Below are 26,019 nucleotides of genomic sequence, written 5' to 3' on the forward strand. Positions count from 1 at the left end.
CCCTCCGCTTTAGCCCTGAAAACAAGGAGAACACCATGACCCTGCATCTGGATTCCTTCACCGCCAACCGCGCGGTGGCCCTGCAAACCCAAAGCGAAGAACTGGTGCCGTCGCGCTACGCCCTGCGCCTGGGCGACATTGACGTGATGGTGATCAGCGACGGCGTGTTGCCGTTGCCGACCCAGACCATGTCAACCAATGCCGACCCCGCCGACCGTGCCGCCTGGTTCAAGGAAATGTATCTGGGCCCTGACGCCTTTGACTGGGCGCTCAACGTGCTGGTGGTGCGTAGCGGCGAACAAGTCATCCTCGTCGACGCCGGCCTCGGTGGCCAATTCCCCGGTTTCCCGCGTGCCGGGCAGTTCCCCAAGCGCCTGGCCGCTGCCGGGGTGGATCTCGCCGACATCACTGATATCGTCATCACGCACATGCACATGGACCATATCGGCGGCCTGCTGGTCGACTCGGTGAAGAGCCGTCTGCGTCAAGACGTACGCATCCACGTCACCGCTGCCGAAGTGAATTTCTGGTCCACGCCAGACTTCACCAGCACCGACATGCCCGCACCAGTACCAGACGTCCTGCGCAGCACCGCCAACGCGTTCATCGACCACTATGAAAGCAAATTGCACATCTTCGAAGACGAATGCCAGGTTGCACCTGGCGTAGTTGCAAAACTCACCGGTGGTCATACGCCAGGGCACTGCGTGGTCTACGTCAACTCCGGTGGCGAGCGCCTGACCTTTGCCGGTGACGCGTTGTTCCCGGTGGCGTTCGATCACCCCGACTGGCACAACGGTTTCGAACACGATCCGGCCAAATCGGTGGAAGTGCGCGTGCGCATGCTCAAGGAAGCCGCCGCCAGCGGCGAGCTGTTCGTCGCCACGCATCTGGCCTTCCCTTCGGTGGGTAGGGTCGCGATCAATGGTGCTGCTTTCCGTTGGATACCTGCGATTTGGGATTACTGATTGCGCGCCTGAAATCTTCGCCCGGCTTCTGCCGGGCGAAACCTTCTTCACCGCCATTGCGACGCAGAGCCGTGCGGGCGGTGACCATCCTTCGGTTGCTGTGTACCCTTTCCGTATCAAAAAATCTGTGCAGAGGACAGAGCGTTGGCATATCTGGATTGGGTGCAATGGCCGGCGATGCTGGTCACCGTTCTGGCCGCCTGGCTGATCGGTTCGCAACGACCGCAACGGCGCATGAGCGGTTTCGTTTGTTTCAGTCTGAGCAATTTGCTGTGGGTGATCTGGGGCGTCCATGCCGGGGCTTACGCGCTGATCGTTCTGCAGCTTTGCCTGTTCCTGATGAACCTGCGCGGTTTCATGAAGAACCGCGTTTTAGAGCGCTGAATGACGCTGATCATCCGGCCAGAAAATCCTTTGAATTTTTCTTGTCGGACAAAATCATTTACGTATGAGCGTAAGGAGGAACTCATGCGTAGCACCGATATTTTCGTCATCGAATACAAACATCACGACCAGCCAAAATCATTCGTCATCCGCGCCAAGAGTATGCGCAACGCCGACGCTTGGCATTGGGCGAGCTGTGACGCCGGTATTGCGCCGATTCCGAAACCGGGTAAACCACCGTTGAAAGTGGTTTCCAAACCCCAGGCCGAGCGCTATGGGATTACTGAGGTGAAGTGGCGCGAGACGGCAGCGCTGGACTGGACGGAGGCTTAGGCAAATCGGGTCGCCTGGCTGAGCTTGCACGTCAGCCAGGCGCCCCAGAACAGACTGCTGAAAAACCGTGTTGCATCGCCGAATCCGGCACAATGTAACAAGGCCTGCACCGCCGCCTCCGAGTGCGGCGGATCAGCGCCCTGCAAAATCTTCCCGAGTTTCGCCTGCACCTCGTCAGCGGTTGCGCCCTGCTGTCGCCAGCGCTGGCTCCAGGCTTGCAGCAGCAACGGCTGACTGGCGTAAGCGTAATGATTGCCGGCCACGATCAATGGCGCGCCGGGTTTGAGGCGGGCCTGAATGGAGCACAGTATTTGTTGCTTGGCCTCATCACCGCCCAGGTGATGGAGTACACCGATCAGGGTGGCGGCGTCGAAAGATGCGTCGGCCGGCAAGTCTTCGACATGACCGAGATGCACATGGGTTCTGTTCAGCAGATCATTGGCGCGCAGATGTTCGGCCGCAGCATCGAGCATCGGCCCGGAAGGATCAACCGCAGTGAAGTGCCAATCCGGCTCCAGCGCGGCCATCGCGATAATTTCCTGCGCAGTGCCCCCCGCGCCCACCACCAGCACGTTTGCCGGACGCGACTGCCCAAGGCTGGCGGCGAGCATGCAGGCCGACAGGTCGTGACAGGCATCGTAGCCAGCCAGGGCAATGCGGCTTTGCCGGGCATATTCGTTGGCGCGGGAGGTGTCGAATTTGCCGGCGGCGTCAGTGACGGGTTGGGTCATGGCGATTCTCCTTGTCTTTGCGACACGCTACGCGGTGAGCGTGGAGAAGAAAAATCCAATGATTTCATGGGGGGCATTCCGCTGGGGAATGTGTGGATGTCATCCCGGCAAAGTAAAAGTGATGCAGAGCGTCAGCGGATGCGTCCCCACGCAGGAGCGTGGGAACGATCCATAACAACTAAGACCAGAACCCTTTATGCGGCTCAGCCGCCTCTGCCTCCAGCATCGGCCCGAAGACACTGACCGTGCGCTGCCCTCTGGCAAACACTTCGCGACACGGCAACGAGAACGTCGGGTTCTCCGGATGATCGCCGGTCAGCCCGAGCAAAGCATGCTCCGATAACGCGTACACCACTCGCCCGACACCGGTCCAATACACCGCGCCCGCGCACATGCAGCAAGGTTCGGCGCTGGTGTACAGCGTGCACGCCTCCAGCTCCGTGGGTGACAACCGCTTCGCCGCCGCAGCGACCGCGACCAGTTCGGCATGCTGGGTGGGATCACCCTCCGGCGGCATCGAATTGTTGCCCGCTTCGGCAATGACCTTGCCGTCGCGGTCCGCCACCAGCGCCGCAAACGGGTGCCGGCCACGTTGTTTCGACGCCTGCGACAGAGCGATGGTCTGGCGCAGCAATGCCAGGTCCAGATCGCTGACGCCGGCCGGAACAAGCTGAGTGAATTGATTCATGGGTAACTCCTGGGCAGTGGGAAAAGATAAGGTCAGTCAGCCAGTCCGGCCGCGGATGCGCCGACGGCGTCGGTCGATGGTTTTTGTTTGTTGAGCAGTACATTGAGCAGAATGGCGGTGATCGCACCGAGGAAAATGCCGCTGTCGAGCACCAGTTTCAGCGTCGGGCCGACATGTTCGAACAGGGCCGGAAACGACATTGGCAGGACGCCGACGCTGACCGACACCGCAACAATAATGGCGTTGCGTGTGCCTTCGAACTGCACCCGTGACAGTTCCTGAATGCCCGCCACCGTGGTCATGCCGAACATGACGATCGCGCAGCCGCCCAGCACTGGAGTGGGCACCGCCGCAATCAACGCGCCGAGCTTGGGGAACAAGCCCATCAGCACCATGATCGCGCCAGCGGCCGCGACGACGAAGCGGCTCTTGATGCTCGAAAGTGCAATCAGGCCGGTGTTTTGCGTGAAGGCGTTATAGGGAAAACTGTTGAACAGGCCACCGAGCATGGTCGACAAGCCGTCGGCGCGGAAGGCGTTGCCGAGGGTCTGCTGCGTAGTCGGTTTGCCGACCAGTTTGCCGATGGCCAGGCAGTTGCCAGTGGTCTCGGCCATGATCACCAGCATCGCCAGGGTCATGATCAGAATCGGTACCAGAGAAAATTCCGGCGCACCGAACGCCATTGGCGCGCTCAACTCGAACCACGCCGCCTCGCTGACCCGATTGAAGTGCGTCATGCCGCAGGCGGCAGCGATCAGGCTGCCGACAAACAAGCCGATGAGCACACTGAGATTGCCGATGAAACCGCTGAATTTCGCATAAATCACCAGCGTCACACTGACCGTGGCCAGGCCCAGCAGCAGATTGGCCGGGCGACCGAAGTCAGGCGAATCGGGATTACCGCCACCCAGCCAGATTGCCGCCGCCGGCATCAGTGAAATACCGATGATGGTGATCAGGCTGCCAATCACCACGGGCGGAAAGAATCGCAACAAGCGGCTGAACACCGGCGCCAGTGCGATGGTCAGGAAGCCGGCGGCGATCACCGCCCCAAAGATCTGGCTGAGGCCGAACTCCTTGCCGATCATGATCATCGGCGCCAGCGCAATGAACGAGCAGCCCTGAATCAACGGTAACCGCGCGCCGAACTTCCAGAAGCCGAGGGTCTGAATCAGCGTCGCCACACCGGACGTCAGCAGGTTGGCGTTGATCAGTAAAACCACCTGAGCCGACGTCAGCCCCATCGCACTGCCGAGAATCAGCGGCACCGCCACCGCTCCCGCATACATCACCAGAACATGCTGCAGACCGAAGGTGAAAAGCTGCCGCAGGGGCAACACCTCATCGACCGGGTGAACGCGTTGTGTAGTCATGGCACAAGCTCCTGAAGGGGCAGCGTTGGTTGTAATCGCGGGCGCTCAGGGACAGATGCACAGAAAGAATCGGCCCCGGCGTTCGAAGACGCGGGGTCATCCTTGAATGTTTTTAACGATGAAACAAATTGGCAACCATCGCTTTTTTCGATGGCAAAGACGCGGCACAATCGCCGTCTCGCTCAACCTCGGAGTACACCGTGTGCGCTTCTCACTCGATCAGTTGCTGATGTTCGTCCAGGTGGTGAAAAGCGGCTCGTTCTCCGCCGCCGGGCGCAAGCTGGGCAAGACGCAATCGACCATCAGCGCAGCGATCGCCAATCTGGAAACCGACCTTGGCGTCGAGCTGTTCGACCGCCGCAATCGCAGCCCTGCCCTCACCGCCAGCGGCCATAAATTGCTGGTCCAGGCAGAGGCGGTACTGGAGCGCTGCATGACCTTCGAGGCCCACGCCGATTGCCTTTCCGATAGCGTCGAACCGAGCCTGACCCTGGCGATTGAAACGCCGTACGGCCCGATCATGCCGGTGCTGCAAGCGTTCGAGCGGGCCTTCCCGTTTGTCGATCTGATCATTCGCCACCCGGTCTACGGCGATGTCAGCGAACTGGTCAGCAGTGGCGAGGCGGTGCTGGGCGTGGCGTTTTCGCAGCCGGGCTATCCTCGGGAACTGGCGTTCCAGCAGCTGGGCAAACTGATCATGCTGCACGTCTGTCATCCCGATCATCCGCTGGCGCAACTGGACAACGTCACCTTCGACGATTTGCACGTGCATCGGCGCCTGGCGTTCAGTGCGCACGCCAGCAAACTGCCGAGCAGTGAATACCTGCGCTCGACGCAACTGTGGCAAGCGGAAAGCTATCTGGCCCTGCTGGAAATGGTCCGCGCCGGCCTCGGCTGGGCGACCTTGCCGCGCCAACTGATCCAGCGTGAACTGGGCAATGGCGAACTGGTCGAGTTGCAGCTGTCGGCGTACCCGCATACCGACTGGCAAATCGGCGTCGACCTGTTATGGGCACGCCAACGGCCGCTGGGCACCGCCGAGCGCTGGCTGAAGGAAAAGCTGCAGGCCACCAAGGTTTATGAACGCGATCGCAACGGCCAGATCACTACGCTGTGATCATTTGGCAAACACCTGACTCATGTCCTTGAACGCCTTGAATTCCAGCGCATTGCCGCAGGGATCGAGCAGAAACATGGTCGCCTGCTCGCCGACCTGACCCTTGAATCGAATGTAGGGCTCGATCACGAATTGCGTGCCGAATGACTTCAGTCGCTCGGCCAGTGCTTCCCATTGCTCCCACTGCAAAATGATGCCGAAGTGCGGGACCGGTACGTCGTGACCGTCTACCGGGTTGCTGTTGACGCTTTGCTGGGCAGCCGTTTTCGGCTGTTCGTGGATCACCAATTGGTGGCCGTAGAAGTTGAAATCGACCCATTGCGCGCCGGAGCGCCCCTCCTCCAGGCCGAACACTTCACCGTAAAAACGCCGGCAAGCGGCAAGATCGTAGACCGGGATGGCGAGGTGGAAAGGTGAAAGGCTCATCAGGCACTCCCGTAGTCGCGTTGCTGGAAATATGGCAACGGCGCACCGCTGCTGATCGAGGATCGAAAACAGCCTAGATCAAAAACCCGGCGGTTGCCGACTCGACTTTTCATGCCATGGAGATAGCGCGGCTGTGAATACACGCCACGGCTAAATGCCCGGCTTCATTGCCGGCGCGTCACCACTTTTCGGTGACAGTCCGCCGGGGCCAGCACCGCGCCCGCCCGGGAGCGCACGACGATTGTCTCAACGGGCTCGGCCCGTTCGTTGTCGAGCAGAATCGAGTGCTCCTCGCCTTCCGCAAACAGAAAGCGCTCGCCCCACTGCCGCAGGCTGACGACGATGGGGAATACCGCGCGGCCCATGTCGGTGAGCACGTATTCCTTGTAGGCACTGCCGTCTGACGCGGGCCGAAGCTCCAGCACGCCCAACTCGACGAGCATTTTCAGTTTGACCGTGAGGATGTTCTTGGCCAGGCCCAGACGCTTCTGGAATTCACTGAAACGGCGCACGTCATCGAACGCGTCGCGAATGATCATCAAGGCCCAGCGATCGCCAATGGCTTCGAGGGTTCGGGCCACCGGGCATTCGCTCTGCGCCAATGTTTGTTGTCGGGCCATGTGGTTCCTGATGGATCGGTTATTGAATGTGGTTGCATTTAACAACCCGAATGAATAAAGATCAACGTATCGGTTTCAATTCAAAACCACACTACGAGGAAGCAAGGATGCCCTGCCAGACGCAAACCCTGGTCAATGCGCAAGCCGCAGCTGACAGCGCAACGACCGGGCTGAGTCGTTTGCAGACTTTTCTCTTTGCGATCACCTGCGCCATGGCGGTGGCCAATGTTTACTTCGCGCAGCCATTGCTGGAATCGATGGCCGCCAGCCTCGGGGTTTCACCCGGTGCAATCGGCGTTGTGGTCACGGCCACGCAAGCCGGATATGCCGTGGGGCTGCTGTTCATTGTGCCGCTGGGTGATCTGCTCGATCGCAAGAAACTCATCGTCAGCCAACTGCTGTTGTCTGCAACGGCGCTGTGTGCCGTGGGGCTTTCAGAGAGTTGGGGCATGCTGCTCGGCGCCATGATGCTGGTGGGATTGCTGGCAGTGGTGGTGCAAGTGGTGGTCGCCTGCACCGCCAGCCTTGCTCGCCCGCAGCAGCGCGGCGCCGCCGTAGGCACCGTCACCAGTGGCGTGGTACTGGGCATTTTGCTGGCGCGTTTCGTTTCCGGCGTAGTGGCTGATCTGGCCGGTTGGCGCGGCGTGTATTTTGTCTCGGCAGTCATGATGATCGGCTTGGCCCTGCTGTTATGGCGCACCCTGCCCGCCTCGGCAAAACCGCCCGCACAAGGCAGCTACTGGCGACTGCTGCGCTCGGTAATGGAATTGTTTTTGACTGAGCGGGTACTGCGCGTCCGCGGCATCTTCGCCCTGCTGATTTTCGCCGCCTTCAGTGTGTTGTGGACGTCGATGGTGCTGCCGCTCAGCGCCCCGCCCCTGTCGTTGTCCCACACGCAGATCGGCCTGTTTGGTCTGGCCGGAGTGGCGGGCGCGCTCGCCGCCGCACGGGCTGGGCGCCTGGCCGATCGCGGCTTGGGCAATCGCACCACCGGCATCGCCCTGGCGCTGCTGACGCTGTCCTGGCTGCCCATCGCATTTGTCGACAGTTCGCTGCTGGCGATGGCCGTCGGGGTGATCTTGCTCGACTTCGCCGTGCAAGCAGTGCACGTGACCAATCAAAGCCTGATCTTCGCCGCACGGCCCGATGCGCAGAGTCGACTGGTCGGTGCGTATATGTGCTTTTACTCGGTGGGCAGTGGTTTGGGCGCTATCGCGGCGACGTATACCTATGCGCAATCTGGCTGGGTGGCGGTGTGTTTTCTCGGAGGCGGGATCAGTGCTGTGGCTTTACTGTATTGGGCATGGCTGGAATACCGCTACTCGAACTGAACCAGTGCGGGAGCGAGCCTGCTCGCGAAGACGGAGCATCAGTCAGCAGCGAATTGTCTGACCTGACGCCTTCGCGAGCAGGCTCGCTCCCACAGGGTTTACTTGCCAGCAGTTACTTGCCCTCCTCGGGCTTGTCGGTCTGCATCTGCACCGACGGCTTGCTTTTGTCGCCGTCCTTGTTGGGTGCATCGTTGGAATCAAAGCAGCCGCTCAACAGAAACATTGAGCAGAACCCCAGACATACGCAGATTTTTTTCATGACGATCTCCTGTCAGCAGTGGTATCGCTACCCGGTTCAAGCTTGACCTTGATCCAGCCGGATTGATGTTGATCAAACGCCTTGAACGCCGAAATCGCGTCAGTCAAAGGCTCGTCCTGAGTCAGCACTTTCGCTGGGTCGACGCGCCCGGCGAGGGTCATTTCGATCAGCTTGGGAATGTATTTGCGGTGATGACAGTTGCCCATGTTGATGCGTACGTTCTTGTTCATCGCCTCGCCAATCGGGAAGCTGTCGAACCCGGCGGGATAGACACCGATGATGGAAATCGTGCCGGCCTTGGCCACAGTCTTGACCGCCCATTCCAGCGCCTGCGCCGGCGCATCGCCCGGTTGCCACTGCGCAGGATGATGATGGCCGTGATGGGAATGGTTGGCGTCGATGCCCACGGCCTCGATCACCCGATCCACGCCAATTTCCGCAGTCAAGCGCGCAATGGTTTCAACTGGATCTTCTTTCTCGAAGTTGATGCACTCGGCACCCAAAGCTTGCGCGCGAGCGAGGCGATCTTCCAGGCCATCAATGGCGAACACGCGGCCGGCGCCCATCAGCTTCGCGCTGATAATCGCAAACAGTCCGACCGGTCCGCAGCCGAACACCGCCACCGTGTCGCCGTCCTTGATCCGGGCCATGTCGGCGCCGAACCAGGCAGTGGGAAAGATATCCGACATGGCAATCGCCTGATCGTCGGTGATGGCGTCGGGCAGCTTGATCAGACCAATGTTGGCGAAAGGGATGCGCGCTTTCTCGGCTTGCAGGCCATCGAACGGCCCGGTGGTTTTCGGCCCGCCAAAAAATGACGTGCCAGCGGTTTTGCCGTTGGGGTTGGCCACGTCGCACTGGGCGAAATAGCCGGCGCGGCAGTATGAGCAGTTGCCGCAGGCAATGGTCGAGGGAATGAGCGCGCGATCGCCTACCTTGAGGTTGCGCACGTCTTCACCCAGCGCTTCGACAATCCCCACGCCCTCGTGCCCAAGGATCGTGCCGGGCTGCATGTCCGGCGCACTGCCGCGAATGAAATGCAGATCGGTGCCGCAAATGGCCGACGCGGTCAGCCTGACGATGGCATCGGTCGGCGCTTGAATGGTTGGCTCGGGAACATCGTCCAGGCGGATATCGCCGACGCCATGAAATACAACAGCTTTCATCGTTCACCTCCAATTTTCCGGATGTGCGCAAATCAGGGTTCTTAACCCTTACTGTGCTCCGGCGACGAAGGCCCTTCCTTGACGCCGCGCGGGCCGGCGATGCCCCACACGATCAGGCCGAGCACCGGGAATACGATCAGACCGATCGCCCAGGCGGCTTTGACGCCGACGCTTTTGTTGCTGCGAAACACACTGACAATCGCCCACAGATCAACCAGCAGAATGATCACCGCCACGGCGATGGAGAAGTAACTCGCTGCCTCGTTCATTTCGCAATCCTCCGATGACTTGTAAGCATTGGGCTGTGAGGCTTTTCCAGCGTTCAAAAAAATTGCGGCCGTGGGGCGCCAAATGTTCAGCCGCCTTCCGGATCCTGGCGGATCACGGAAATCTTGCCGTTGCGTTCGATGATTGCGAATTTGATCTGGTCGATGGTTTCTATGCCCTGACTGGAGCGTGCCGCCTCCATGACATCCGCCTCGACCAGCCGCGCATGACGCAGGCGTCGGTGCAACAGCTTGCCATTCTCGACAATGATCGTCGGCTCGCCATCGATCAGCCGCGACACCCAACTGGAACGCTGTTTGAGCAGGGAAAAACCGACATCCACAGCGATCAGCGTAATGATCACCAGAAACGCATTGGTCAGAGAAAAATCATCACCGAGCAGCGCTTGCTGGGTGGCTTCACCGATGATCATCAGCAGGACGAAATCAAACGTCGTCAGCTCGGCCAGCGAACGCCGGCCGGCAATTTTGAACAGCACCATCAGTGCCAGATACATCGCGAGTGCGCGCAACACCGAGTCCATGGGTCACCTATGGATAAATAAATTGAGTGAGCTTCACTTCGCTCGAGCCCGGCACGCGGATATGGCTGCGAAACAGGCCCAATCCGTCACCGCGCAGCGTCACATAGAGCGTCGCCTGGCCCTGGGCATCCGCCTGCAACCACAAGCGCATGCCCTGTTTTGAGCTGCGCATACGCACCGGGGCCGGTTGCATGGTTTCGACGCTGAAGCCATCGAGCATCTCGCCACCGATGTCGAGTTCGACAGTGGCTTCAGGCGCCGCGTGCACGCTGAGTTTCAGCGGATTGGTCGAGCCGTTGCGGTGGAACATCTCGTATTCGACCTGGACTTTGCCGTCGTCGCTGCGGGCGTCCTGCGAACTGAGCACGCCCCGGGAAAACAGCCCCAACAGACCGAGCAGCATGCACAGCACCAGCAGGTACCAACCAATGTGCTCGAAGCGCCAGACCTTCAACTGATAGGCCATGTCCTCCTGCACCGGGAACTGCCGACTGCGCAGATCGGGATGGTCAGCGTCGTGCTTCATCGGTGCCATCCTCCTTCGCCGCGCAAGGCGCGACGGTGATAGTCCGGCAACTGCTGCAGGGCGAATTCAGAAGCGATGGTCTGCACTTCACTGCGCGATCCGGGAAACCATTGCTGGCTGCTGAAAAGAAAATGTCGGTCATCGAACTGAAACGCCCAGGCGAAGCACACCGTACCGGCCTTGATGCCATCCATATCGTCGGGTCCGAGAATGCCGGTGGTGGCGACGGCGACGTTGGCGGTGCTGTCGCGCAATGCACCGATGGCCATTTCACTGGCCACTTCCACGCTGGTCAGATTGAAGGTTTCCATGGTCGCCGGGCTGACGTGCAGCAGGCGCTGCTTGGCTTGCGGCGAATAGACCACATAGCCGCACTCGATCAACTCGCCGCTGCCGGGCACCTCCGACAGCAACATGACGATTTCCCCGGCCGTGCAGGATTCGGCGGTGGTGATGATCAGTGAATGTTGGCGCAGGTATTCAATCGTTTCCTTGGCAATGGACATGGCATGCTCTCGAAGCTGTTATTGCCGGTTGACCGCTCGCCGCGCGGATCATTCCGCCGGATTTGATGAGCGTGTAAGCGCCTCTTGCAGAGAAAGTTTTCCGCCCCGTTCGGCGCGATCACCTACCCTCATAGACTGTGTGATCCACTCGAGCTCGCCGCCCCCATGTGCTGTTCATTCAAGTCGTTGTTTTTCATTCTGTTCCTACTGCTGATGCCGGGCAGCGCTGCACTGTGGGCGGCGGACCTTGGCGCGCCGGCAAACTCCGGCGCAGCGCCAATGCCGGTGATTTCGCAAAGCGATCTGCAAGCCCTGCAACAACGCCTGGACGGGCTCAAGCAGCAGATTTCGGCGGCAAACAATTACAACCAGCTCGAAGGCCCGCAGGATCGGGTGCAGGCGTTCATTCTCGATGTCGATCGGTTGTCGGCAGCGCTGTTGCCGCAACAGGCGCAACTGGCGGTGCAACTGGGCGTCCTCGGCACCGCTCCAGACGCCGAGGTGGCCGCCGAGCAAGCCGATATCGTCGCGCAGCGGGCGGCGCTGGCGGAGCAGAAAAGCAAGATCGATGGCACCCTGAAAAGCCTCGCCGCACTGAAACAGAACGCCGCCGATCTGATCACGCAAATCGCCGGCATCCGCCGCACCCTGCTGGAAAGCGAACTGACCCTGAGCACGCGCAGCGTATTGAGCCCGTATTTCTGGGCACCGCTGGTCAATCCAAGCGAAGACGACCGCCAGCGCCTGCGACTGTTCGTCGAGCAGGTGGCTGACGTATGGGCGACGGTCTGGGCGCCGGGCGAACGTTTTTATACTTGCGTACTGGTGCTGTTGGCACTGCTGATCTGGACCTTTGGCCGACGTCTGGCTGAGCGCGGGCTGACCTGGTTCTGCATTCATCGCGTGGCGGAGGGCCGCTTGCGCCGCAGTGCCTTGGCCTTCGCCTCAGCTATCGCGACCTTCATCACCACCGCCATCGCCCTGAGGCTGTTGTTCTACGCCTGCACCCGCCACGACGCACTGCCTCCGGTGCTGGAAACCTTCTCCGAAGAATTCGAGAAAGTCGTCTATGCCTGCGTGCTGATCACCGGGCTCAGCCGCGCATTGCTCTCCACCGCGCACCCGTCCTGGCGCCTGCCGGCGATTGCCGATCCAGTGGCGCTGGCCCTCAAGCCTTATCCGCGAATCCTCGCCTGCTCGTTGCTGGTGTTGGTGACGCTGGTGCAAGTCGCCAATGCCACAGGCATGAGCAGCCACATCGTGATGGCCGGGCGCGGCGTGATTTCCATGGTGGTGCTGGCGATCATCGGCACGATGCTGTTGCGCGTCGGCAAAGTGCGCAAGGCCTTGATCGCGGCCAATGACGCGTCAGCTTCCAATAGCATGTTCGCCGGGCTGATCTACAGCGTCGCCAGTCTCTCGATGTTGGTGACGGCCATCGCCCTGCTGGCCGGCTATGTTTCGCTGGCGCGATTCATCAGTTATGAATTGGTGTGGGGCTATGTCGTGCTGTCGGGCTTCTACTTGCTGATTCAGCTGGTCAAGGACGCCTGTGAGCACCTGTTTTCGCCGAAACACGCGAGCGGCCAGGCGCTCAAGCAATTGCTCGGCGTCAGCGATCGGCGCCTCGAGCAGACGTCGATCCTGTTGTCCGGCGTCAGCCGCGCCGGCCTGATGCTGATGGCGCTGATTTCGTTGTTTGTCGGCGGCATCGGCACCACCCTCGGCCAACTGGTCACCAACATCATGTCGATCCTCGGCGGCGCCGGTTTGCGCAAGCTGAATATCGTCCCGGCGCATCTGCTCAACGCGCTGCTGGCACTGCTGATCGGTATCTGGCTGATCCGTGCATTGAGCCGCTGGCTCGACAATGAGTTCCTGCCCAAGACCGACATGGACCCGGGCATGTGTGCGTCGCTGAGCACGCTGTTTTCCAATATCGGCTACGCCTTTGTGATTCTGCTGACGCTGTCGTCGTTGGGCGTGCAGTGGACCAATCTGGCGTGGATCGTCAGTGCGCTGTCAGTGGGGATCGGCTTTGGCTTGCAGGAGATCGTCAAGAACTTCGTCTCCGGCCTGATCCTGCTCACCGAGCGCCCGGTGAAAGTCGGCGACCTGATCAGCATCAGCGGCGTCGAGGGCGACATCCGCAGGATTAACGTGCGTGCTACGGAAATTCAGCTCAGCGACCGCTCGATCGTGATCGTGCCCAACTCGCAGCTGATCTCGCAGAACCTGCGCAACGTTACCCTCGGCGGCAGTGCTCAAGGTGTGGCATCGCTGGAGCTGATGTTTCCACTGGATATCGATCCTGAGCAGGTCAAACAACTGCTGCTCGACGCCTATCATGAGAACGAAACCATCCTCGATAAACCGGCACCATTCGTGCGCTTCAGCAAATTGTCGCCGGACGGCATAACCCTCACGGTCACCGGCTATGTCGGCAGCCCGAGGATCGTCGGGCTGACCAAGAGCGATTTGTTGTTCGAAGTGTTGAAGCGGTTGGGTGCGGCGGGGATTGCGCTGGCGAAGCCGCCAGCGGCGTGATTCGGTTAGCGCTTGCCCGAGTTGTCGATGCGGGCCGTGCTGCTGCGTGGCGTCAGCTCGAACGGCAAGACGACATGCCGCTCTGTCAGCGGTTGTTTTTCGATCAGCGCAATCAACATCTCGACCGCCTTGGCCCCGAAGGCCTCGGCCGGTTGCGAGATGGTGGTCAGCGGCGGATCGCAGTACGCAGCCATGGGAATGTCATCGAAACCCACCAGGGAAATATCCTCGGGCACACGCAGCCCAGTCTGCCGGATGCGCTTGAGCGCACCAATGGCCATTTCATCGTTTTCGCAGAACAGCGCGCTCGGCCGCTCGGCCAATGCGAGCATCTTTTGCGCTCCCGCAAAACCGGCCTCGAGGCTGAAATTGCCATGGCAGATCAGTGCTTCATCGAAGGCAATCCCGGCCTCGCGCAATGCCGTTTCGTAACCCGCCAGTCGATCCAGGGTCAGCGGGCTGTTTTTCGACCCCTTGATCAGGCCGATGCGTCGGTGTCCCAAGGCGATCAGGTGGTCGGTCATGGCTTTGGCGGCGGCGACGTTGTCCAGGCTGATGGTTGGATAACGCCCGGCCTTGAGCACTTCGCAGGCGTTAACGATCGGCGGCATATCGGCGTCGGCCGGAGCGTTTTCGAAAGGATCGTAAGCGCGCAACTGGATCACCCCGTCGGCCTGATAGGCGTACACCAGCTCGGCGAATTGTCGCTCCAGTTCTTCCCGGCCCTGGGTATCGCACAGCAGCAGGCGATAACCGGCTGCCTGCGCCGCTTGCTGCGCGCCGCTGATGACGCGGGCGAAGAAGGTATTGGCGATGGTCGGCACCAGAATCACCAGATTGCCGGTGCGCCGCGAACGAAACTGCACGGCCATCAGGTTCGGCCGATAGCCGGCCTGCTCCACGGCGGCCATGACGCGCTCACGGGTTGGCGCGAGCACACGCTCGGGCGATTTCAAAGTCCTCGAAACCGTCGCCACGGAAACCCCGGCCAGCCGAGCCACTTCGCGAATATTGGACAAAACCACCTCGTTGATTCATGCCGATCAGGCGCGGAGCTTACCGCAGGCGACGAGCGATCGAAACGCTGTCGATCATCCGCTGACATTTGACACTCGGCTAATTCAAGCCTAGATTTCGCCCACGATGTAACCGGTTACATCGCTCATCAACATTGCATCCAGCTACCGAGACGACTGCCATGTACGCTGCCGCAAAAATAAGAATGGGTTTTGTTGGAGGCGGTGAAGGTTCATTCATTGCCCGTGCCCACCGGCAAGCCGCCGGCCTCGACGGACGCTTCGAACTGGTCTGTGGCGCGTTCAGCCGCGACTCGGAGAATAATCAGCGCACCGCTGCGGCCTTGGGTGTCGCGGTCGAGCGTTGTTACGACGATTGGCAAACCCTGCTCGCCCGCGAGGCCGCCCTGCCCGCCGAGCAGCGCATGCAACTGCTGGTCATCGTCACTCCCAATCATCTGCACGCACCAATTGCCCGTGAGGCATTGAGCGCCGGTTTTCATGTGTTCAGCGAGAAACCCGCGGCGCTGAACCTCGCCGAGGTGCAGGCGCTGCGCTCGGTGGTCATCAACAGCCAGCGAATTTATGGGCTGGCGCACACCTACCTCGGCTACGCGATGGTCTGGCAGGCTCGCGAAATGGTCGCCAGCGGCGTGCTCGGGCGCGTGCGCAAAGTCCTTGTTGAGTACCCGCAAGGCTGGCTCAGCACCGATGTCGCCGGGCAAGGCAACAAGCAGGCCGGCTGGCGCGACGACCCGACGCAATCCGGGATCGGCGGCTGCATCGGCGACATCGGCACCCATGCGTTTTCCCTCGCCGAGTTCGTTGCCGGCCAGTCGATCCAGTTCATCAGCGCAATGCTCGGCTCGCATGTCGAGGGTCGGCAACTGGATGACGATGTGGCGATGCTGTTCAAAATGCGCGACGGCGCCAGTGGTGTATTGCTCGCCAGCCAGGTCTGCGCCGGTGAGGAAAACCCGCTGAAGATCCGCGTCTACGGTGACAAGGGTGGGCTGGAGTGGCGCCAAGAGGACCCGGCCAGCCTGATTCATCGACCGTTGAACGAGCAGATGCGCATTCTGCGCTCCGGGGTCGGTCAGCCGTGGCTGTGTGCCGCCGCAACCCGACGCATGCGCCTGCCTGCGGGGCATCCCGAAGGTTATCTGGAAGCCATGGCCAACCTCTACGGCGATCTCGCCGAAGCGATTGTTCGCGGTGCCGAGGGCCATCTGGCACCGGGCGTACCGGGCATCGAGACCGGCCTGCGCGGCATGGCCTTCATTGAAACCGCGATCGCCAATCACCTTGGCAATGAAAAGTGGAGCGAGATACCCGGCCCACTGACAGGAGCCCAGCACAATGAACAGTGATCAGCAAAATTTGACTGGCCTGAAAGGTCCGGGGATTTTCCTCGCGCAATTCATCGCCGACGAAGCGCCTTTCGACTCCCTCGCCAACATTGCCGAGTGGGCCGCTTCGCAAGGCTACAAAGCCATTCAGGTACCGACCCTCGGCACGCGGTTCATCGATTTGCAGCGCGCCGCTGAGAGCCAGGATTACTGCGACGAACTCATCGCCGTCTGCGCCCGCGCCGGTGTGGTGATCAGTGAGCTGTCGACGCACCTGCAAGGGCAATTGGTCGCGGTGCATCCGGCGTTCGACAGCCTGTTCGACGACTTCGCCCCACCAGCACTGCGCGGCAAGCCGCAGGAGCGCACCGAATGGGCCATTGAGCAGTTGAAACTGGCCGCCCGCGCCAGCCAGCGCCTCGGACTCAAGGCCCATGCGACCTTCTCCGGCGCACTCCTCTGGCCCTACGTCTATCCGTGGCCACAGCGTCCGGCCGGTTTGGTCGAGCAAGGTTTCGCCGAACTGGGCAAGCGCTGGCTGCCGATTCTCGACTGCTTCGAAGAGGCTGGCGTTGATCTGTGCTACGAAATCCATCCCGGCGAAGACTTGCATGACGGCGCGTCGTTCGAACAGTTTCTCGAAGCGGTGAATCATCACCCCCGCGCCGCAATTCTGTATGACCCGAGCCACCTGCTGCTGCAGCAAATGGACTACCTCGGCTTCATTGACCGTTACCACCAACGCATCCGCATGTTTCACGTCAAGGATGCCGAGTTCCGCCCCGATGCGCGCTCAGGCGTCTATGGCGGCTATCAGGGCTGGGTCGAGCGTCCCGGGCGCTTTCGCTCGCTGGGCGACGGCCAGATCGATTTCAAATCGATCTTCAGCAAATTGTGCCAATACGACTTCAACGGCTGGGCCGTGCTGGAGTGGGAGTGCTGCCTGAAAGACTCCGCACAGGGCGCGGCGCAAGGCGCGGCGTTCATCGAGCGACACATGATCCGCAAGACCGCCAAGGCCTTCGACGACTTCGCCGGAGTCAGCGCTGACGCTGCTTCCAACCGACGCCTGCTCGGCCTGACTGACGATTGATTCATCCGCGTTACCGACATAAAAACAATACGGTGATCTGAAATGAACGTAATGAATGCGCGACTCAGCGTGATGATGTTTTTGCAGTTCTTTATCTGGGGCGGCTGGTTCGTCACCCTCGGCACTTTTCTGGCGACAACGCTGGCCGCCAGCGGTGGTCAGGTCGGCATGGCCTTCGCCACGCAATCCTGGGGCGCGATTCTGGCGCCGTTTGTCATTGGCTTGATTGCCGACCGTTTCTTCAATGCCGAACGCATTCTGGCGGTGCTGCATCTGCTCGGCGCGGTGCTGCTCTATCAGCTCTATCGCGCGGCAGACTTCAGCGCGTTTTATCCCTATGTGCTCGCCTACATGATGGTCTACATGCCGACATTGGCACTGGTGAACGCCGTGGCGTTCCGCCAGATCAAAGACCCGGCGCTGGAGTTCTCGCGCATTCGCGTGTGGGGCACGGTGGGCTGGATCGTCGCCGGCGTGGTGATCAGCTTCGTGTTCGCCTGGGACTCTCAGCAAAGCATCGCGGCCGGAGGCTTGCGCAATACGTTCCTGATGTCCGCCGTGGCGTCGCTGTTGTTGGGGCTTTACAGCTTCAGTCTGCCGAACACCGCGCCGCTGAAAAGCGCAGCCGGCTCATCAAGCCTTAAGCAGATGCTCGGCGTCGATGCGCTGGGTTTGCTCAAGGATCGCAGCTATCTGGCGTTCTTCCTCGCCTCGATCCTGATCTGTATTCCGCTGGCCTTCTATTACCAGAATGCCAATCCGTTTCTGGCCGAGATAGGCGTGACCAACCCGACAGCGAAGATGGCCATCGGTCAGGTGTCGGAAGTGCTGTTCATGTTGCTGTTGCCGCTGTTCATCCATCGCTTCGGCATCAAGATCGCCCTGCTGGTCGGCATGGCTGCCTGGGCGTTGCGCTACGTGCTGTTTGCGTTCGGCAATAACGACGATCAGGCATTCATGCTGCTGATCGGCATTGCCCTGCACGGCGTGTGCTATGACTTCTTCTTCGTGTCCGGGCAGATCTACACCGATGCCAAGGCACCGGAACGCTTCCGCAGCTCGGCGCAAGGTTTGATCACCTTGGCTACGTACGGATTGGGCATGTTGATTGGTTTCTGGATCGCGGGACGGATTACCGACCACTTCACATCAAGCGCGGGGCATGACTGGAGAAGCATCTGGCTGTTCCCCGCTGGTTTTTCCGTGGCGGTGTTGCTGTGTTTCTGGGCGACATTCAAGAGCCGCGATCGCGACAAGGCTGTGCTGCCGAGTGCGGTTTAGAGCAGAGTTGTAATGCATGAACAGAACGAATGCCGCCTGTGGTTGAGGCGGCATTCATTATCGATGCTCATCGTTGCGCTCAAGCATTGCGACGTTCGATCAGGCGGTCAGCGCCACCTTCGGCGACCCGATTGCCTTGCAGATGATCGGAACCGTCAGAAGCTACTGCATCGCTGAACAGTGGGTCAGTTTCGGTTGCGGCTACTGCGTCGCTGAACAGCGGGTCGGTTTCGGTTGCGGCTACTGCATCGCTGAACAAGCGGTCTGTTTGAGTGGCAGCGACTGCGTCGCTGAACAGTGGATCGGTTTCGGTGGCGGCGAAGGCATTCAGTGCAAAAACCGAGAAAGCGATACCGAGGATAGTCTGGCGTTTCATGATGATGTGCTCCGAGTTGCAGTGGTTGGGTATGGAGCCGATCTTACGCCGCACCGTGGATATGAGAACTTCATTGACTTAATGGTTGTTATTGACGCGATCAATAGCTGGTCGAGCATGAGCTGCTAATGGATTGATCTTTATGCTGTTGCTTACGTCATTAAGCGAAACGCCCTACAAAGTCGAAAACATAAACCGACAATCTCATTTTTGACAGCATTATCCACACAAAAAAAGACCCGTATCAGTCGAAACCGAAACGGGTCTTTCCCCACTCAGACGACCCTTATTTCAAGTCGTCAAAGTGGTCTCGCAGGAACTCGTAAAAGCGCAAGGCTTTCAACAATCTCCATACAAGGCTCAGCGTACGCAGCAAAAGCTTCATACGTTTTGGCCTCCAGGGCTGGCGGCCAAACCTCCAGCAAACTTACCGGACCATGCGTGCCTTCAGCCGACTGGTTAGGGTGGCTGGTGAGGCGGCCGGTTGAAATCCCTTCGAGACATCATTCCGGCACGGGTGCGAATCCGTGTCGAAGGGCGTAAAACCTTTCGCGCCCCCGGCCAAACCTCTCAGCCGCTCTATCAGTTGAGCGCGGGCATATTAACCTGAAAACCCCAAGACAAAAGTGCCGCGCATACCGTTATCCATCAAACAACGACACGCCTTTGTTAAATGTTATTTCTGCCAGACAATCTTCAACAAACATAAACATATAAATTTTTCGCAGGGCTGTAGACGCGCTTGTTTCGAACGGCTGTTCAACCGTTGCAAGGCGCGGTAAAACTCCATACCATGGCAACCCTGGTTAGGGTGGCTGGTGAAGCACATGGCTTCGATCGTAAATCGATGCCCATAAAAAACCGCCCCGCGAAGGCGGTTTTTTTTCGTCTGCGTTTTCTGGTCCCCTCCCATCCAAGGCACATTGCCTGACGCGATCCCCCTGCGCATCTGCACAAATCTTCTAAACACTCTCCTCCCCCACGCGGTATTTTAGAAACGCCCCTGCTCAACCGCCCTATGGAGTCCTCCCATGGACAAACGCAACTGGATCTCTCTTTCCCAGGATGTCGATACCGGGATCGAGTCAATTCGGGCGCATTTCCGTGGGCATGCCTACGATCCGCACTGGCATGACAGTTTTCTCGTGGGCGTTACCGAACAAGGCGTGCAGCAATTCAACTGCCGCCGCGTGCGTCATCGCAGTACGCCGGGGCATGTGTTTCTGCTTGAGCCGGGAGAAATCCACGATGGCCATGCGCCGACCGAGGATGGCTTTACCTACTCGATGCTGTACCTCGATCCGCACTGGCTGGAGCGCGAACTGCACGCGCTGTTCGAAGAGGCGCCCGCCGACAGTCAGCCAGGCTTTGCCGACACACTGAGCCACGATCCGCGCCTGTCGACTGCGATCGTGCAAGCCTTCCACGTGTTACATGACGGCGATCTGCGCATCGTCCGGCAGACTGCGCTGGATGGCCTGCTGGCGTCCCTCACCCGCCACCTCGACTGGCGCAAGCGTCAGGACTTCGATCCGCGCCTGCCACTGGTTGCGCAGGTTGCGCGCGACTATCTGCATGCCCACACCTACGAAGACATCGGCCTCGACGACCTAGCGCAAGCCTGTGGTGTCGATCGTTTTCGCCTGACCCGCGCGTTCAAAGCCGCTTTCGGTCTGGCACCTCACGCCTACCTGATCCAACTGCGGCTGGCCAAGGCGCGGCAATTGCTCGCGCGCGGCGAGACGCCAGCGCAGGTGGCCAGCGTGCTTGGTTTTGCCGATCAGAGTCATCTGGGGCGCTGGTTCCGCCGCGCCTATCAATTGACCCCGGCGGACTACCGCAAACGCTGCTCAAATCTTCCAGACTGAGGCCCGCCCGCTGACGATCATGGTGTCCTGCTTCGACTCTCAGGAATTTGCACCATGGCTTCTTTACTGCCCTTTCTGCTGTTTGCTTTCGTTGCCTCGATCACCCCGGGGCCGACCAATATTCTGGTGTTGAGCCACAGTTCGCGGCGCGGATTGATTGCCACGTTGCCGATCATTTTTGGCGCCTGTGCGGCGGCCGCGCTGATCGTGCTGGTGGTCGGTCTCGGTGCTGGCGAAACCCTGTTGCGCTTTCCGCGCGTGCAGCAAGCGATGGCCTGGGGCGGCGTGCTCTGGTTGAGCTGGCTGGCGTGGCAGATCTTTTGCAGCCCGCCGCCGTCGCTGGACCCGAATGCCGCCCAGGAACAAGGCTTGAGCGTATTCGGCGCGGCGCTGCTGCAACTGGTCAACCCGAAGGTGTGGATGATGGCTGTGGCGGTGGTCAGCGTATTCGTCGGTGGCGGCGACAAGACGCTGCGCCTGCTGGTGTTGTCGCTGGCGTTTCTGCTGGTATCGCTGCCGTGCATGACGCTCTGGGCGCTGCTTGGCGTCGGCAGCGCGCGGTTGCTCAGCTCACCGCAAGCGTTCAAGCGCATGAACGCGGCACTGGCCCTTCTTCTGCTGCTCTCGGCATGGCTGGCCGTGTTGGTCTAATGCCCGGTGGCTTGCCGGTATTCGCGTGGTGTAAACCCGGTCGAGGCCTTGAACTGACGAGTGAAAGCGCTGTGATCGGTGTAGCCGCATTGCAGCGCCACCTCGGTGATCGGCAAGTCGCTGTGCAGCAGTCGATGCGCGTGTTCCAGGCGGACTTTCTGAATCATCTGCCGTGGTGTCAGGTGAAAAACGCGTTTGCAGTAGCGTTCCAGTTGCGCCACGGAAATCCCGGCGATCCGCGTCAGCTCACCCAGCGTCACCCGCCGGTTGAAATTGCCGCGAATGTATTCATCGACAGCCGCCAGGCGCTCGAACGCCGGGTGGGTTTCACTGGCTGACTGCAGATCCACCGAGATCCCCACCAAGCCGATGATCGTCCCGTCACGATTGTAGATCGGCCGCTTGTGGGTCAGGCACCAGCCCGGCTCGCGACTGCCATACAGGTGCAGTTCAAGCTGATCCTCCAACACGAAACCTTGCTCCAGCACCTTGCGATCCTGCTCGGTGTAACCCGGACCCAGCTGCGCCGGGAAAACCTGCGCACTGGTTTTGCCGAGCAACGGGCGCAGGTCCTTCAAGCCACAGCGCTGCACCAGCGTGCGGTTGGCCAGCACATAGCGCGCTTGCAGATCCTTGATGAAAATCGCCGCATTGGGGATCACATCGAGTATTGGCAACAGCTGCGCGGCGCCGGCGACCACTTCTTCGAGGGTCTGCGGACGCACGCCGTCAGCGCCTTGGCACAGGATCGAAAACGCAGACTGCATCAAAGACTTCCCCCCTCAAGATGAACCGCCAGAAAAGCCGTCCGCGAGCAGATTGCAGCAACGTCACGGCCCTGTCGAGGCCCAGCAATCGCCAGCGCCATTGTGCTGAATTCGTCATCGATCCCTGCATAAAACATCAATCGCCGCCGCCGTCGACCGGTGCAAAGTCTGGCCGTCCACGTGACACAACTGCCTATCCAATAACTCACAAGAAGGCGATGCCATGTCAGGCCAAGGCAAGTTCAAAAAACAGCTTTCATTGATCGACCTCACCTTTATCGGACTCGGCGCGATCTTCGGCTCCGGCTGGTTGTTCGCCGCCAGCCATGTCTCGGCGATTGCCGGTCCGGCGGGGATTTTTTCCTGGTTGCTGGGCGGTTTCGCCGTGTTGCTGCTGGGCATCGTCTACTGCGAACTGGGCGCGGCATTGCCCCGTGCCGGCGGTGTGGTGCGCTACCCGGTTTATTCCCACGGCCCGCTGCTCGGCTACCTGATGGGCTTCATTACTCTGATTGCGTTTTCCAGTCTGGTGGCGATCGAAGTGGTCGCCTCGCGCCAATACGCGGCGGCGTGGTTTCCTGGCCTGACCAAGGCTGGCAGTGGCGATCCGACGATCCTCGGCTGGCTGGTGCAGTTCGGCCTGCTCTGCGTGTTTTTCCTGCTCAACTACCGCAGCGTGAAGACCTTCGCCAAGGCCAACAATCTGGTCAGCGTGTTCAAATTCATCGTGCCGTTGCTGGTCATCGGCGTGCTGTTCACTTTCTTCAAACCGGAGAACTTTCAGGTTCAGGGATTCGCTCCATTCGGCCTGTCCGGCGTGGAGATGGCGGTCTCTGCCGGGGGGATCATCTTTGCCTACCTGGGCCTGACGCCGATCATTTCCGTGGCCAGCGAAGTGAAAAATCCACAGCGCACCATTCCCATCGCGCTGATTCTCTCGGTGCTGCTGTCGACTCTGATCTACGTGCTGCTGCAAATGGCCTTTCTCGGCAGCATCCCGACGGAAATGCTCGCCAACGGCTGGGCTGGCATCAGCAAGGAATTCGCCCTGCCCTATCGCGACATCGCTCTGGCGCTCGGTGTCGGCTGGCTGGCGTATCTGGTGGTTGCCGATGCGGTCATTTCGCCGAGCGGCTGCGGCAACATCTACATGAATGCCACGCCGCGAGTGATCTACGGCTGGGCGCAGACCGGCACCTTCTTCAAGGTTTTCACGCACATCGATGAAAAGTCCGGCATCCCGCGTCCGGCGCTGTGGCTGACTTTCGCCCTGTCGGTGTTCTGGACCCTGCCATTCCCGTCGTGGGAAGCGCTGATCAACGTGGTCTCCGCCGCGCTGGTGTTGAGCTATGCGGTGGCGCCTGTATCGGTTGCGGCGCTGCGGCGCAATGCGCCGGACATGCCGCGCCCGTTCCGGGTCAAGAGCATGGGCCTGCTCGGGCCGGTGTCGTTCATCATCGCCGCGCTGATCGTTTACTGGTCGGGCTGGAACACCGTGTCGTGGCTGCTCGCCCTGCAAATCCTGATGTTTGTCATCTATCTGTTCTGTGGCCGCTTTGTGCCGACCGCACACCTGAGTCTGGCGCGTCAGGTGCGTTCATCGGCGTGGCTGATCGCCTTCTACGCGGTGACTATCGTGCTGTCGAAACTCGGCACCTTCGGTGGCCTGGGTATCCTCACCCATCCGTTCGACACGATCGTCGTCGCCGCTTGCGCCACCGGCATTTACTACTGGGGCGCAGCGACCGGCGTGCCTGCCCATCTGCTGCGCCTGGACGACGAGGACGAAGAAAGCGACAGCCCTGCGCCCTCGTCCACCGTCAGCGCCCGCCCTGCCGGCGCCTACTGAAATCATCCAACGGGATCTCTTCATGAAACGAGTACACGTCATTGATTCCCACACCGGCGGCGAGCCGACGCGGCTGGTGATGAGCGGCTTCCCCGAGCTGTCCGGCAACAGCATGGTCGATAAACGCGATGCCCTGCGCAGCCAGCACGATCAGTGGCGCCGCGCCTGTCTGCTCGAGCCGCGTGGCAACGATGTTCTGGTCGGCGCGCTGTATTGTCCGCCGGTGTCGGCAGACGCCACCTGCGGGGTGATCTTCTTCAACAACGCCGGATACCTGGGCATGTGCGGCCACGGCACCATCGGCCTGATCAATTCGTTGCAGCATCTGGGGAAAATCCAGCCGGGCGTACACAAGATCGACACGCCGGTGGGGCAAGTCAGCGCGACGCTGCACGACGATGGCTCGGTCACCCTGGGCAACGTGCCCGCTTACCGTTATCGCAAACAGGTGCCGGTGGACGTTCCCGGTTTTGGCCGCGTGGTCGGCGATATCGCCTATGGCGGCAACTGGTTTTATCTGGTCTCCGAGCATGGCCAGACGTTGACGATGGACAACGTCGAACACCTGACCGCGTACACCTGGGCCATGCTCAAGGCGCTGGAGGACCAAGGCATTTGTGGCGAAGACGGCGCGGTCATCGACCACATCGAACTGTTCGCCGATGACGATCAGGCCGACAGCCGCAACTTCGTCATGTGCCCCGGCAAAGCCTACGACCGCTCGCCGTGCGGCACTGGCACCAGCGCCAAACTTGCCTGCCTGGCCGCCGACGACAAGCTGCAAGCCGGCGCGCCGTGGATCCAGGCGAGCATTACGGGCAGCCAGTTCGAAGGGCGCTTCGAATGGGAGGGCGAGCGCATTCGCCCGTTCATCACCGGCCGCGCCTACATGACCGCCGACAGCACCTTGCTGATCGACGACAGCGACCCGTTCGCGTGGGGCATCTGAGCCGCCACGCCGTTTTTTCACCTCGAATCAAACGAAATGCCAAGGAGTTGAACCATGAGCGACAACATCTTCACCGGCTGCATGCCGGCCCTGATGACCCCGTGCACCGCCCAGCGCAAACCGGACTTCGATGCGCTGGTGGCCAAGGGGCGCGAGCTGATTGATGTCGGCATGAGCGCCGTGGTCTATTGCGGCTCGATGGGCGACTGGCCGCTGCTCACCGAAGCCGAGCGTCAGGAAGGCGTGGCGCGGCTGGTCGCTGCCGGGGTGCCGACCATCGTCGGCACCGGCGCGGTGAATACCCGGGAAGCGGTTTCCCACGCAGCGCATGCGGCGAAAGTCGGCGCGCAAGGCTTGATGGTCATCCCGCGCGTGCTGTCCCGTGGCGCTTCGGCGACGGCGCAAAAGGCCCACTTCGCCGCCATTCTGCAAGCCGCGCCGAACTTGCCGGCGGTGATTTACAACAGCCCTTACTACGGCTTCGCCACCCGCGCCGAGCTGTTTTTCGAACTGCGCCGCGAGCACCCGAACCTGATCGGCTTCAAGGAATTCGGCGGCGGCGCGGACCTGCGCTACGCGGCTGAGAACATCACCTCCAAGGATGACGACGTGACGCTGATGGTCGGCGTCGACACGCAAGTGGTGCACGGCTTCGTCAACTGCAACGCCACCGGCGCCATTACCGGCATCGGCAACGCCCTGCCCCGCGAAGTGCTGCAACTGGTGGCGCTGAGCAAGCAGGCCGCGCAAGGCGATGCCAAGGCCCGGCGGCAGGCGCGGGAACTGGAGTCGGCGCTGGCGGTGCTGTCCTCGTTCGACGAAGGTTGCGATCTGGTGCTGTATTACAAGCATCTGATGGTGCTCAACGGCGACAAGGAATACACCCTGCACTTCAATGAAACTGATGTGCTGAGCGACTCGCAACGGCGCTATGCCGAGAAGCAGTATTCGCTGTTCCGTCACTGGTACGAAAACTGGTCCGCCGAGCAGAACTTCGCCTGACCGCCACCTGCCGCGAGTCATCACGATTCGCG

General features: G+C 60.6%; 28 protein-coding genes. 14 read left to right on the top strand and 14 right to left on the bottom strand.

Annotation, left to right across the window (positions count from 1 at the left end; translation table 11 throughout):
- The first annotated feature begins 35 nt into the window (after positions 1 to 35).
- From ND528_RS01005 to ND528_RS01015, 3 genes are all read left to right on the top strand, one after another.
- The gene (locus tag ND528_RS01005) at positions 36 to 968 is read left to right on the top strand and encodes an MBL fold metallo-hydrolase (protein ID WP_130912844.1); all 933 of its coding nucleotides are present in this window, start codon (positions 36 to 38) and stop codon (positions 966 to 968) included.
- A gap of 177 nt (positions 969 to 1,145) precedes the next feature.
- Positions 1,146 to 1,352: a hypothetical protein gene (locus tag ND528_RS01010; protein WP_050977883.1), complete on the top strand. Its 207-nt coding sequence runs from the start codon at positions 1,146 to 1,148 to the stop codon at positions 1,350 to 1,352.
- An 84-nt stretch (positions 1,353 to 1,436) separates the two neighbouring features.
- A complete protein-coding gene (locus tag ND528_RS01015; protein WP_041480580.1) occupies positions 1,437 to 1,685 on the top strand; it encodes a DUF6555 family protein in 249 nt (82 codons plus the stop codon).
- On the opposite strand, the gene ND528_RS01020 is transcribed toward ND528_RS01015, so the two are convergent.
- The 3 genes from ND528_RS01020 to ND528_RS01030 form a co-directional block, all read right to left on the bottom strand.
- Entirely contained in the window at positions 1,682 to 2,416 is a 735-nt protein-coding gene (locus tag ND528_RS01020; RefSeq protein WP_263469370.1) for a class I SAM-dependent methyltransferase, read from the bottom strand. The genes ND528_RS01015 and ND528_RS01020 overlap by 4 nt on opposite strands.
- A gap of 178 nt (positions 2,417 to 2,594) precedes the next feature.
- Complete coding sequence (locus ND528_RS01025; RefSeq protein ID WP_016774265.1) at positions 2,595 to 3,104, bottom strand: nucleoside deaminase; 510 nt, start codon at positions 3,102 to 3,104, stop codon at positions 2,595 to 2,597.
- A 32-nt stretch (positions 3,105 to 3,136) separates the two neighbouring features.
- The gene (locus ND528_RS01030; RefSeq protein ID WP_263469371.1) at positions 3,137 to 4,477 is read right to left on the bottom strand and encodes a nucleobase:cation symporter-2 family protein; all 1,341 of its coding nucleotides are present in this window, start codon (positions 4,475 to 4,477) and stop codon (positions 3,137 to 3,139) included.
- Positions 4,478 to 4,679: 202 nt separating this feature from the next.
- Between ND528_RS01030 and ND528_RS01035 the strand changes: the two genes are divergently transcribed.
- Positions 4,680 to 5,594, top strand: a complete 915-nt coding sequence (locus ND528_RS01035) for a LysR family transcriptional regulator (RefSeq protein WP_263469372.1) — start codon at positions 4,680 to 4,682, stop codon at positions 5,592 to 5,594.
- Here the strand turns inward: ND528_RS01035 and ND528_RS01040 are convergent, their stop codons facing one another.
- Positions 5,595 to 6,020, bottom strand: coding sequence for a VOC family protein (locus tag ND528_RS01040; RefSeq protein WP_263469373.1), 426 nt, complete (start codon positions 6,018 to 6,020; stop codon positions 5,595 to 5,597). It abuts the gene before it with no gap.
- Positions 6,021 to 6,184: 164 nt separating this feature from the next.
- Positions 6,185 to 6,640, bottom strand: a complete 456-nt coding sequence (locus tag ND528_RS01045; RefSeq protein WP_130912839.1) for a winged helix-turn-helix transcriptional regulator — start codon at positions 6,638 to 6,640, stop codon at positions 6,185 to 6,187.
- A 107-nt stretch (positions 6,641 to 6,747) separates the two neighbouring features.
- On the opposite strand from ND528_RS01045, the gene ND528_RS01050 reads away from it, so the two are divergent.
- Complete coding sequence (locus ND528_RS01050; protein WP_263469374.1) at positions 6,748 to 7,971, top strand: MFS transporter; 1,224 nt, start codon at positions 6,748 to 6,750, stop codon at positions 7,969 to 7,971.
- Between the two features lie 112 nt (positions 7,972 to 8,083).
- On the opposite strand, the gene ND528_RS01055 is transcribed toward ND528_RS01050, so the two are convergent.
- The 6 genes from ND528_RS01055 to ND528_RS01080 all read right to left on the bottom strand — a co-directional run bounded on the left by ND528_RS01055 (position 8,084) and on the right by ND528_RS01080 (position 11,239).
- The gene (locus ND528_RS01055; RefSeq protein ID WP_178084462.1) at positions 8,084 to 8,230 is read right to left on the bottom strand and encodes a hypothetical protein; all 147 of its coding nucleotides are present in this window, start codon (positions 8,228 to 8,230) and stop codon (positions 8,084 to 8,086) included.
- Entirely contained in the window at positions 8,227 to 9,396 is a 1,170-nt protein-coding gene (locus tag ND528_RS01060; protein WP_263469375.1) for a zinc-dependent alcohol dehydrogenase, read from the bottom strand. The genes ND528_RS01055 and ND528_RS01060 overlap by 4 nt, the downstream gene beginning before the upstream one ends.
- 41 nt (positions 9,397 to 9,437) lie before the next feature.
- Positions 9,438 to 9,665 (bottom strand): PLD nuclease N-terminal domain-containing protein, encoded by a 228-nt coding sequence (locus tag ND528_RS01065; RefSeq protein ID WP_024012535.1) that lies wholly within the window; start codon positions 9,663 to 9,665, stop codon positions 9,438 to 9,440.
- Between the two features lie 86 nt (positions 9,666 to 9,751).
- Positions 9,752 to 10,207: a DUF421 domain-containing protein gene (locus ND528_RS01070; RefSeq protein WP_024012534.1), complete on the bottom strand. Its 456-nt coding sequence runs from the start codon at positions 10,205 to 10,207 to the stop codon at positions 9,752 to 9,754.
- Positions 10,208 to 10,214: 7 nt separating this feature from the next.
- Positions 10,215 to 10,733 carry a hypothetical protein gene (locus ND528_RS01075; RefSeq protein WP_122746922.1) on the bottom strand — a complete coding sequence of 173 codons (519 nt, stop codon included), beginning with the start codon at positions 10,731 to 10,733 and terminating at the stop codon, positions 10,215 to 10,217.
- On the bottom strand, positions 10,730 to 11,239 hold the full coding sequence (locus tag ND528_RS01080) for a CinA family protein (RefSeq protein ID WP_212616047.1): 510 nt from the start codon (positions 11,237 to 11,239) through the stop codon (positions 10,730 to 10,732). The genes ND528_RS01075 and ND528_RS01080 overlap by 4 nt, the downstream gene beginning before the upstream one ends.
- A 165-nt stretch (positions 11,240 to 11,404) precedes the next feature.
- On the opposite strand from ND528_RS01080, the gene ND528_RS01085 reads away from it, so the two are divergent.
- Positions 11,405 to 13,786: a DUF3772 domain-containing protein gene (locus ND528_RS01085; protein ID WP_263469376.1), complete on the top strand. Its 2,382-nt coding sequence runs from the start codon at positions 11,405 to 11,407 to the stop codon at positions 13,784 to 13,786.
- Between the two features lie 5 nt (positions 13,787 to 13,791).
- Here the strand turns inward: ND528_RS01085 and ND528_RS01090 are convergent, their stop codons facing one another.
- On the bottom strand, positions 13,792 to 14,805 hold the full coding sequence (locus tag ND528_RS01090) for a LacI family DNA-binding transcriptional regulator (RefSeq protein ID WP_263469377.1): 1,014 nt from the start codon (positions 14,803 to 14,805) through the stop codon (positions 13,792 to 13,794).
- Between the two features lie 203 nt (positions 14,806 to 15,008).
- Between ND528_RS01090 and ND528_RS01095 the strand changes: the two genes are divergently transcribed.
- Genes ND528_RS01095 through ND528_RS01105 form a run of 3 tightly spaced genes read left to right on the top strand, consistent with a single transcriptional unit; the run spans position 15,009 to position 18,525 of the window.
- Positions 15,009 to 16,172, top strand: coding sequence for a Gfo/Idh/MocA family protein (locus ND528_RS01095; protein WP_263469378.1), 1,164 nt, complete (start codon positions 15,009 to 15,011; stop codon positions 16,170 to 16,172).
- Positions 16,162 to 17,244, top strand: coding sequence for a sugar phosphate isomerase/epimerase family protein (locus tag ND528_RS01100; RefSeq protein ID WP_130912831.1), 1,083 nt, complete (start codon positions 16,162 to 16,164; stop codon positions 17,242 to 17,244). Before ND528_RS01095 ends, ND528_RS01100 begins: the two co-directional genes overlap by 11 nt.
- Before the next feature lie 42 nt (positions 17,245 to 17,286).
- Positions 17,287 to 18,525: a nucleoside permease gene (locus ND528_RS01105; RefSeq protein ID WP_263469379.1), complete on the top strand. Its 1,239-nt coding sequence runs from the start codon at positions 17,287 to 17,289 to the stop codon at positions 18,523 to 18,525.
- A gap of 79 nt (positions 18,526 to 18,604) precedes the next feature.
- On the opposite strand, the gene ND528_RS01110 is transcribed toward ND528_RS01105, so the two are convergent.
- Positions 18,605 to 18,901, bottom strand: coding sequence for a hypothetical protein (locus ND528_RS01110; RefSeq protein WP_263469380.1), 297 nt, complete (start codon positions 18,899 to 18,901; stop codon positions 18,605 to 18,607).
- A 1,031-nt stretch (positions 18,902 to 19,932) separates the two neighbouring features.
- Here ND528_RS01110 and ND528_RS01115 point away from each other — a divergent pair.
- Positions 19,933 to 20,769, top strand: a complete 837-nt coding sequence (locus ND528_RS01115; RefSeq protein WP_263469381.1) for an AraC family transcriptional regulator — start codon at positions 19,933 to 19,935, stop codon at positions 20,767 to 20,769.
- A 54-nt stretch (positions 20,770 to 20,823) separates the two neighbouring features.
- Entirely contained in the window at positions 20,824 to 21,420 is a 597-nt protein-coding gene (locus ND528_RS01120; RefSeq protein WP_212616040.1) for a LysE family translocator, read from the top strand.
- On the opposite strand, the gene ND528_RS01125 is transcribed toward ND528_RS01120, so the two are convergent.
- Complete coding sequence (locus tag ND528_RS01125) at positions 21,417 to 22,187, bottom strand: AraC family transcriptional regulator (RefSeq protein ID WP_263469382.1); 771 nt, start codon at positions 22,185 to 22,187, stop codon at positions 21,417 to 21,419. The two genes, ND528_RS01120 and ND528_RS01125, sit on opposite strands and share 4 nt — an antisense overlap.
- Before the next feature lie 223 nt (positions 22,188 to 22,410).
- Between ND528_RS01125 and ND528_RS01130 the strand changes: the two genes are divergently transcribed.
- Genes ND528_RS01130 through ND528_RS01140 form a run of 3 tightly spaced genes read left to right on the top strand, consistent with a single transcriptional unit; the run spans position 22,411 to position 25,987 of the window.
- Positions 22,411 to 24,036, top strand: coding sequence for an APC family permease (locus tag ND528_RS01130; RefSeq protein WP_263469383.1), 1,626 nt, complete (start codon positions 22,411 to 22,413; stop codon positions 24,034 to 24,036).
- Between the two features lie 22 nt (positions 24,037 to 24,058).
- A complete protein-coding gene (locus ND528_RS01135) occupies positions 24,059 to 24,985 on the top strand; it encodes a 4-hydroxyproline epimerase (protein WP_263469384.1) in 927 nt (308 codons plus the stop codon).
- Between the two features lie 54 nt (positions 24,986 to 25,039).
- Entirely contained in the window at positions 25,040 to 25,987 is a 948-nt protein-coding gene (locus tag ND528_RS01140; protein WP_263469385.1) for a dihydrodipicolinate synthase family protein, read from the top strand.
- Positions 25,988 to 26,019: the final 32 nt, after the last annotated feature.

It is taken from the genome of Pseudomonas mercuritolerans (genome assembly GCF_025706525.1).
GTDB classification, from domain to species: Bacteria; Pseudomonadota; Gammaproteobacteria; order Pseudomonadales; family Pseudomonadaceae; genus Aquipseudomonas; species Aquipseudomonas mercuritolerans.

What these genes read in the sequence shown, in the direction of transcription:
- ND528_RS01030 (WP_263469371.1), bottom strand. Translation starts at nt 4,477, where the DNA reads ATGACTACACAACGCGTTCACCCGGTCGATGAGGTGTTGCCCCTGCGG.
- ND528_RS01105 (WP_263469379.1), top strand. Translation starts at nt 17,287, where the DNA reads ATGAACGTAATGAATGCGCGACTCAGCGTGATGATGTTTTTGCAGTTC.
- ND528_RS01020 (WP_263469370.1), bottom strand. Translation starts at nt 2,416, where the DNA reads ATGACCCAACCCGTCACTGACGCCGCCGGCAAATTCGACACCTCCCGC.
- ND528_RS01055 (WP_178084462.1), bottom strand. Translation starts at nt 8,230, where the DNA reads ATGAAAAAAATCTGCGTATGTCTGGGGTTCTGCTCAATGTTTCTGTTG.
- ND528_RS01130 (WP_263469383.1), top strand. Translation starts at nt 22,411, where the DNA reads ATGTCAGGCCAAGGCAAGTTCAAAAAACAGCTTTCATTGATCGACCTC.
- ND528_RS01125 (WP_263469382.1), bottom strand. Translation starts at nt 22,187, where the DNA reads ATGCAGTCTGCGTTTTCGATCCTGTGCCAAGGCGCTGACGGCGTGCGT.
- ND528_RS01040 (WP_263469373.1), bottom strand. Translation starts at nt 6,020, where the DNA reads ATGAGCCTTTCACCTTTCCACCTCGCCATCCCGGTCTACGATCTTGCC.
- ND528_RS01070 (WP_024012534.1), bottom strand. Translation starts at nt 10,207, where the DNA reads ATGGACTCGGTGTTGCGCGCACTCGCGATGTATCTGGCACTGATGGTG.
- ND528_RS01115 (WP_263469381.1), top strand. Translation starts at nt 19,933, where the DNA reads ATGGACAAACGCAACTGGATCTCTCTTTCCCAGGATGTCGATACCGGG.
- ND528_RS01065 (WP_024012535.1), bottom strand. Translation starts at nt 9,665, where the DNA reads ATGAACGAGGCAGCGAGTTACTTCTCCATCGCCGTGGCGGTGATCATT.
- ND528_RS01025 (WP_016774265.1), bottom strand. Translation starts at nt 3,104, where the DNA reads ATGAATCAATTCACTCAGCTTGTTCCGGCCGGCGTCAGCGATCTGGAC.
- ND528_RS01085 (WP_263469376.1), top strand. Translation starts at nt 11,405, where the DNA reads ATGTGCTGTTCATTCAAGTCGTTGTTTTTCATTCTGTTCCTACTGCTG.
- ND528_RS01110 (WP_263469380.1), bottom strand. Translation starts at nt 18,901, where the DNA reads ATGAAACGCCAGACTATCCTCGGTATCGCTTTCTCGGTTTTTGCACTG.
- ND528_RS01095 (WP_263469378.1), top strand. Translation starts at nt 15,009, where the DNA reads ATGGGTTTTGTTGGAGGCGGTGAAGGTTCATTCATTGCCCGTGCCCAC.
- ND528_RS01060 (WP_263469375.1), bottom strand. Translation starts at nt 9,396, where the DNA reads ATGAAAGCTGTTGTATTTCATGGCGTCGGCGATATCCGCCTGGACGAT.
- ND528_RS01080 (WP_212616047.1), bottom strand. Translation starts at nt 11,239, where the DNA reads ATGTCCATTGCCAAGGAAACGATTGAATACCTGCGCCAACATTCACTG.
- ND528_RS01140 (WP_263469385.1), top strand. Translation starts at nt 25,040, where the DNA reads ATGAGCGACAACATCTTCACCGGCTGCATGCCGGCCCTGATGACCCCG.
- ND528_RS01015 (WP_041480580.1), top strand. Translation starts at nt 1,437, where the DNA reads ATGCGTAGCACCGATATTTTCGTCATCGAATACAAACATCACGACCAG.
- ND528_RS01100 (WP_130912831.1), top strand. Translation starts at nt 16,162, where the DNA reads ATGAACAGTGATCAGCAAAATTTGACTGGCCTGAAAGGTCCGGGGATT.
- ND528_RS01135 (WP_263469384.1), top strand. Translation starts at nt 24,059, where the DNA reads ATGAAACGAGTACACGTCATTGATTCCCACACCGGCGGCGAGCCGACG.
- ND528_RS01045 (WP_130912839.1), bottom strand. Translation starts at nt 6,640, where the DNA reads ATGGCCCGACAACAAACATTGGCGCAGAGCGAATGCCCGGTGGCCCGA.
- ND528_RS01075 (WP_122746922.1), bottom strand. Translation starts at nt 10,733, where the DNA reads ATGAAGCACGACGCTGACCATCCCGATCTGCGCAGTCGGCAGTTCCCG.
- ND528_RS01010 (WP_050977883.1), top strand. Translation starts at nt 1,146, where the DNA reads ATGCTGGTCACCGTTCTGGCCGCCTGGCTGATCGGTTCGCAACGACCG.
- ND528_RS01120 (WP_212616040.1), top strand. Translation starts at nt 20,824, where the DNA reads ATGGCTTCTTTACTGCCCTTTCTGCTGTTTGCTTTCGTTGCCTCGATC.
- ND528_RS01050 (WP_263469374.1), top strand. Translation starts at nt 6,748, where the DNA reads ATGCCCTGCCAGACGCAAACCCTGGTCAATGCGCAAGCCGCAGCTGAC.
- ND528_RS01005 (WP_130912844.1), top strand. Translation starts at nt 36, where the DNA reads ATGACCCTGCATCTGGATTCCTTCACCGCCAACCGCGCGGTGGCCCTG.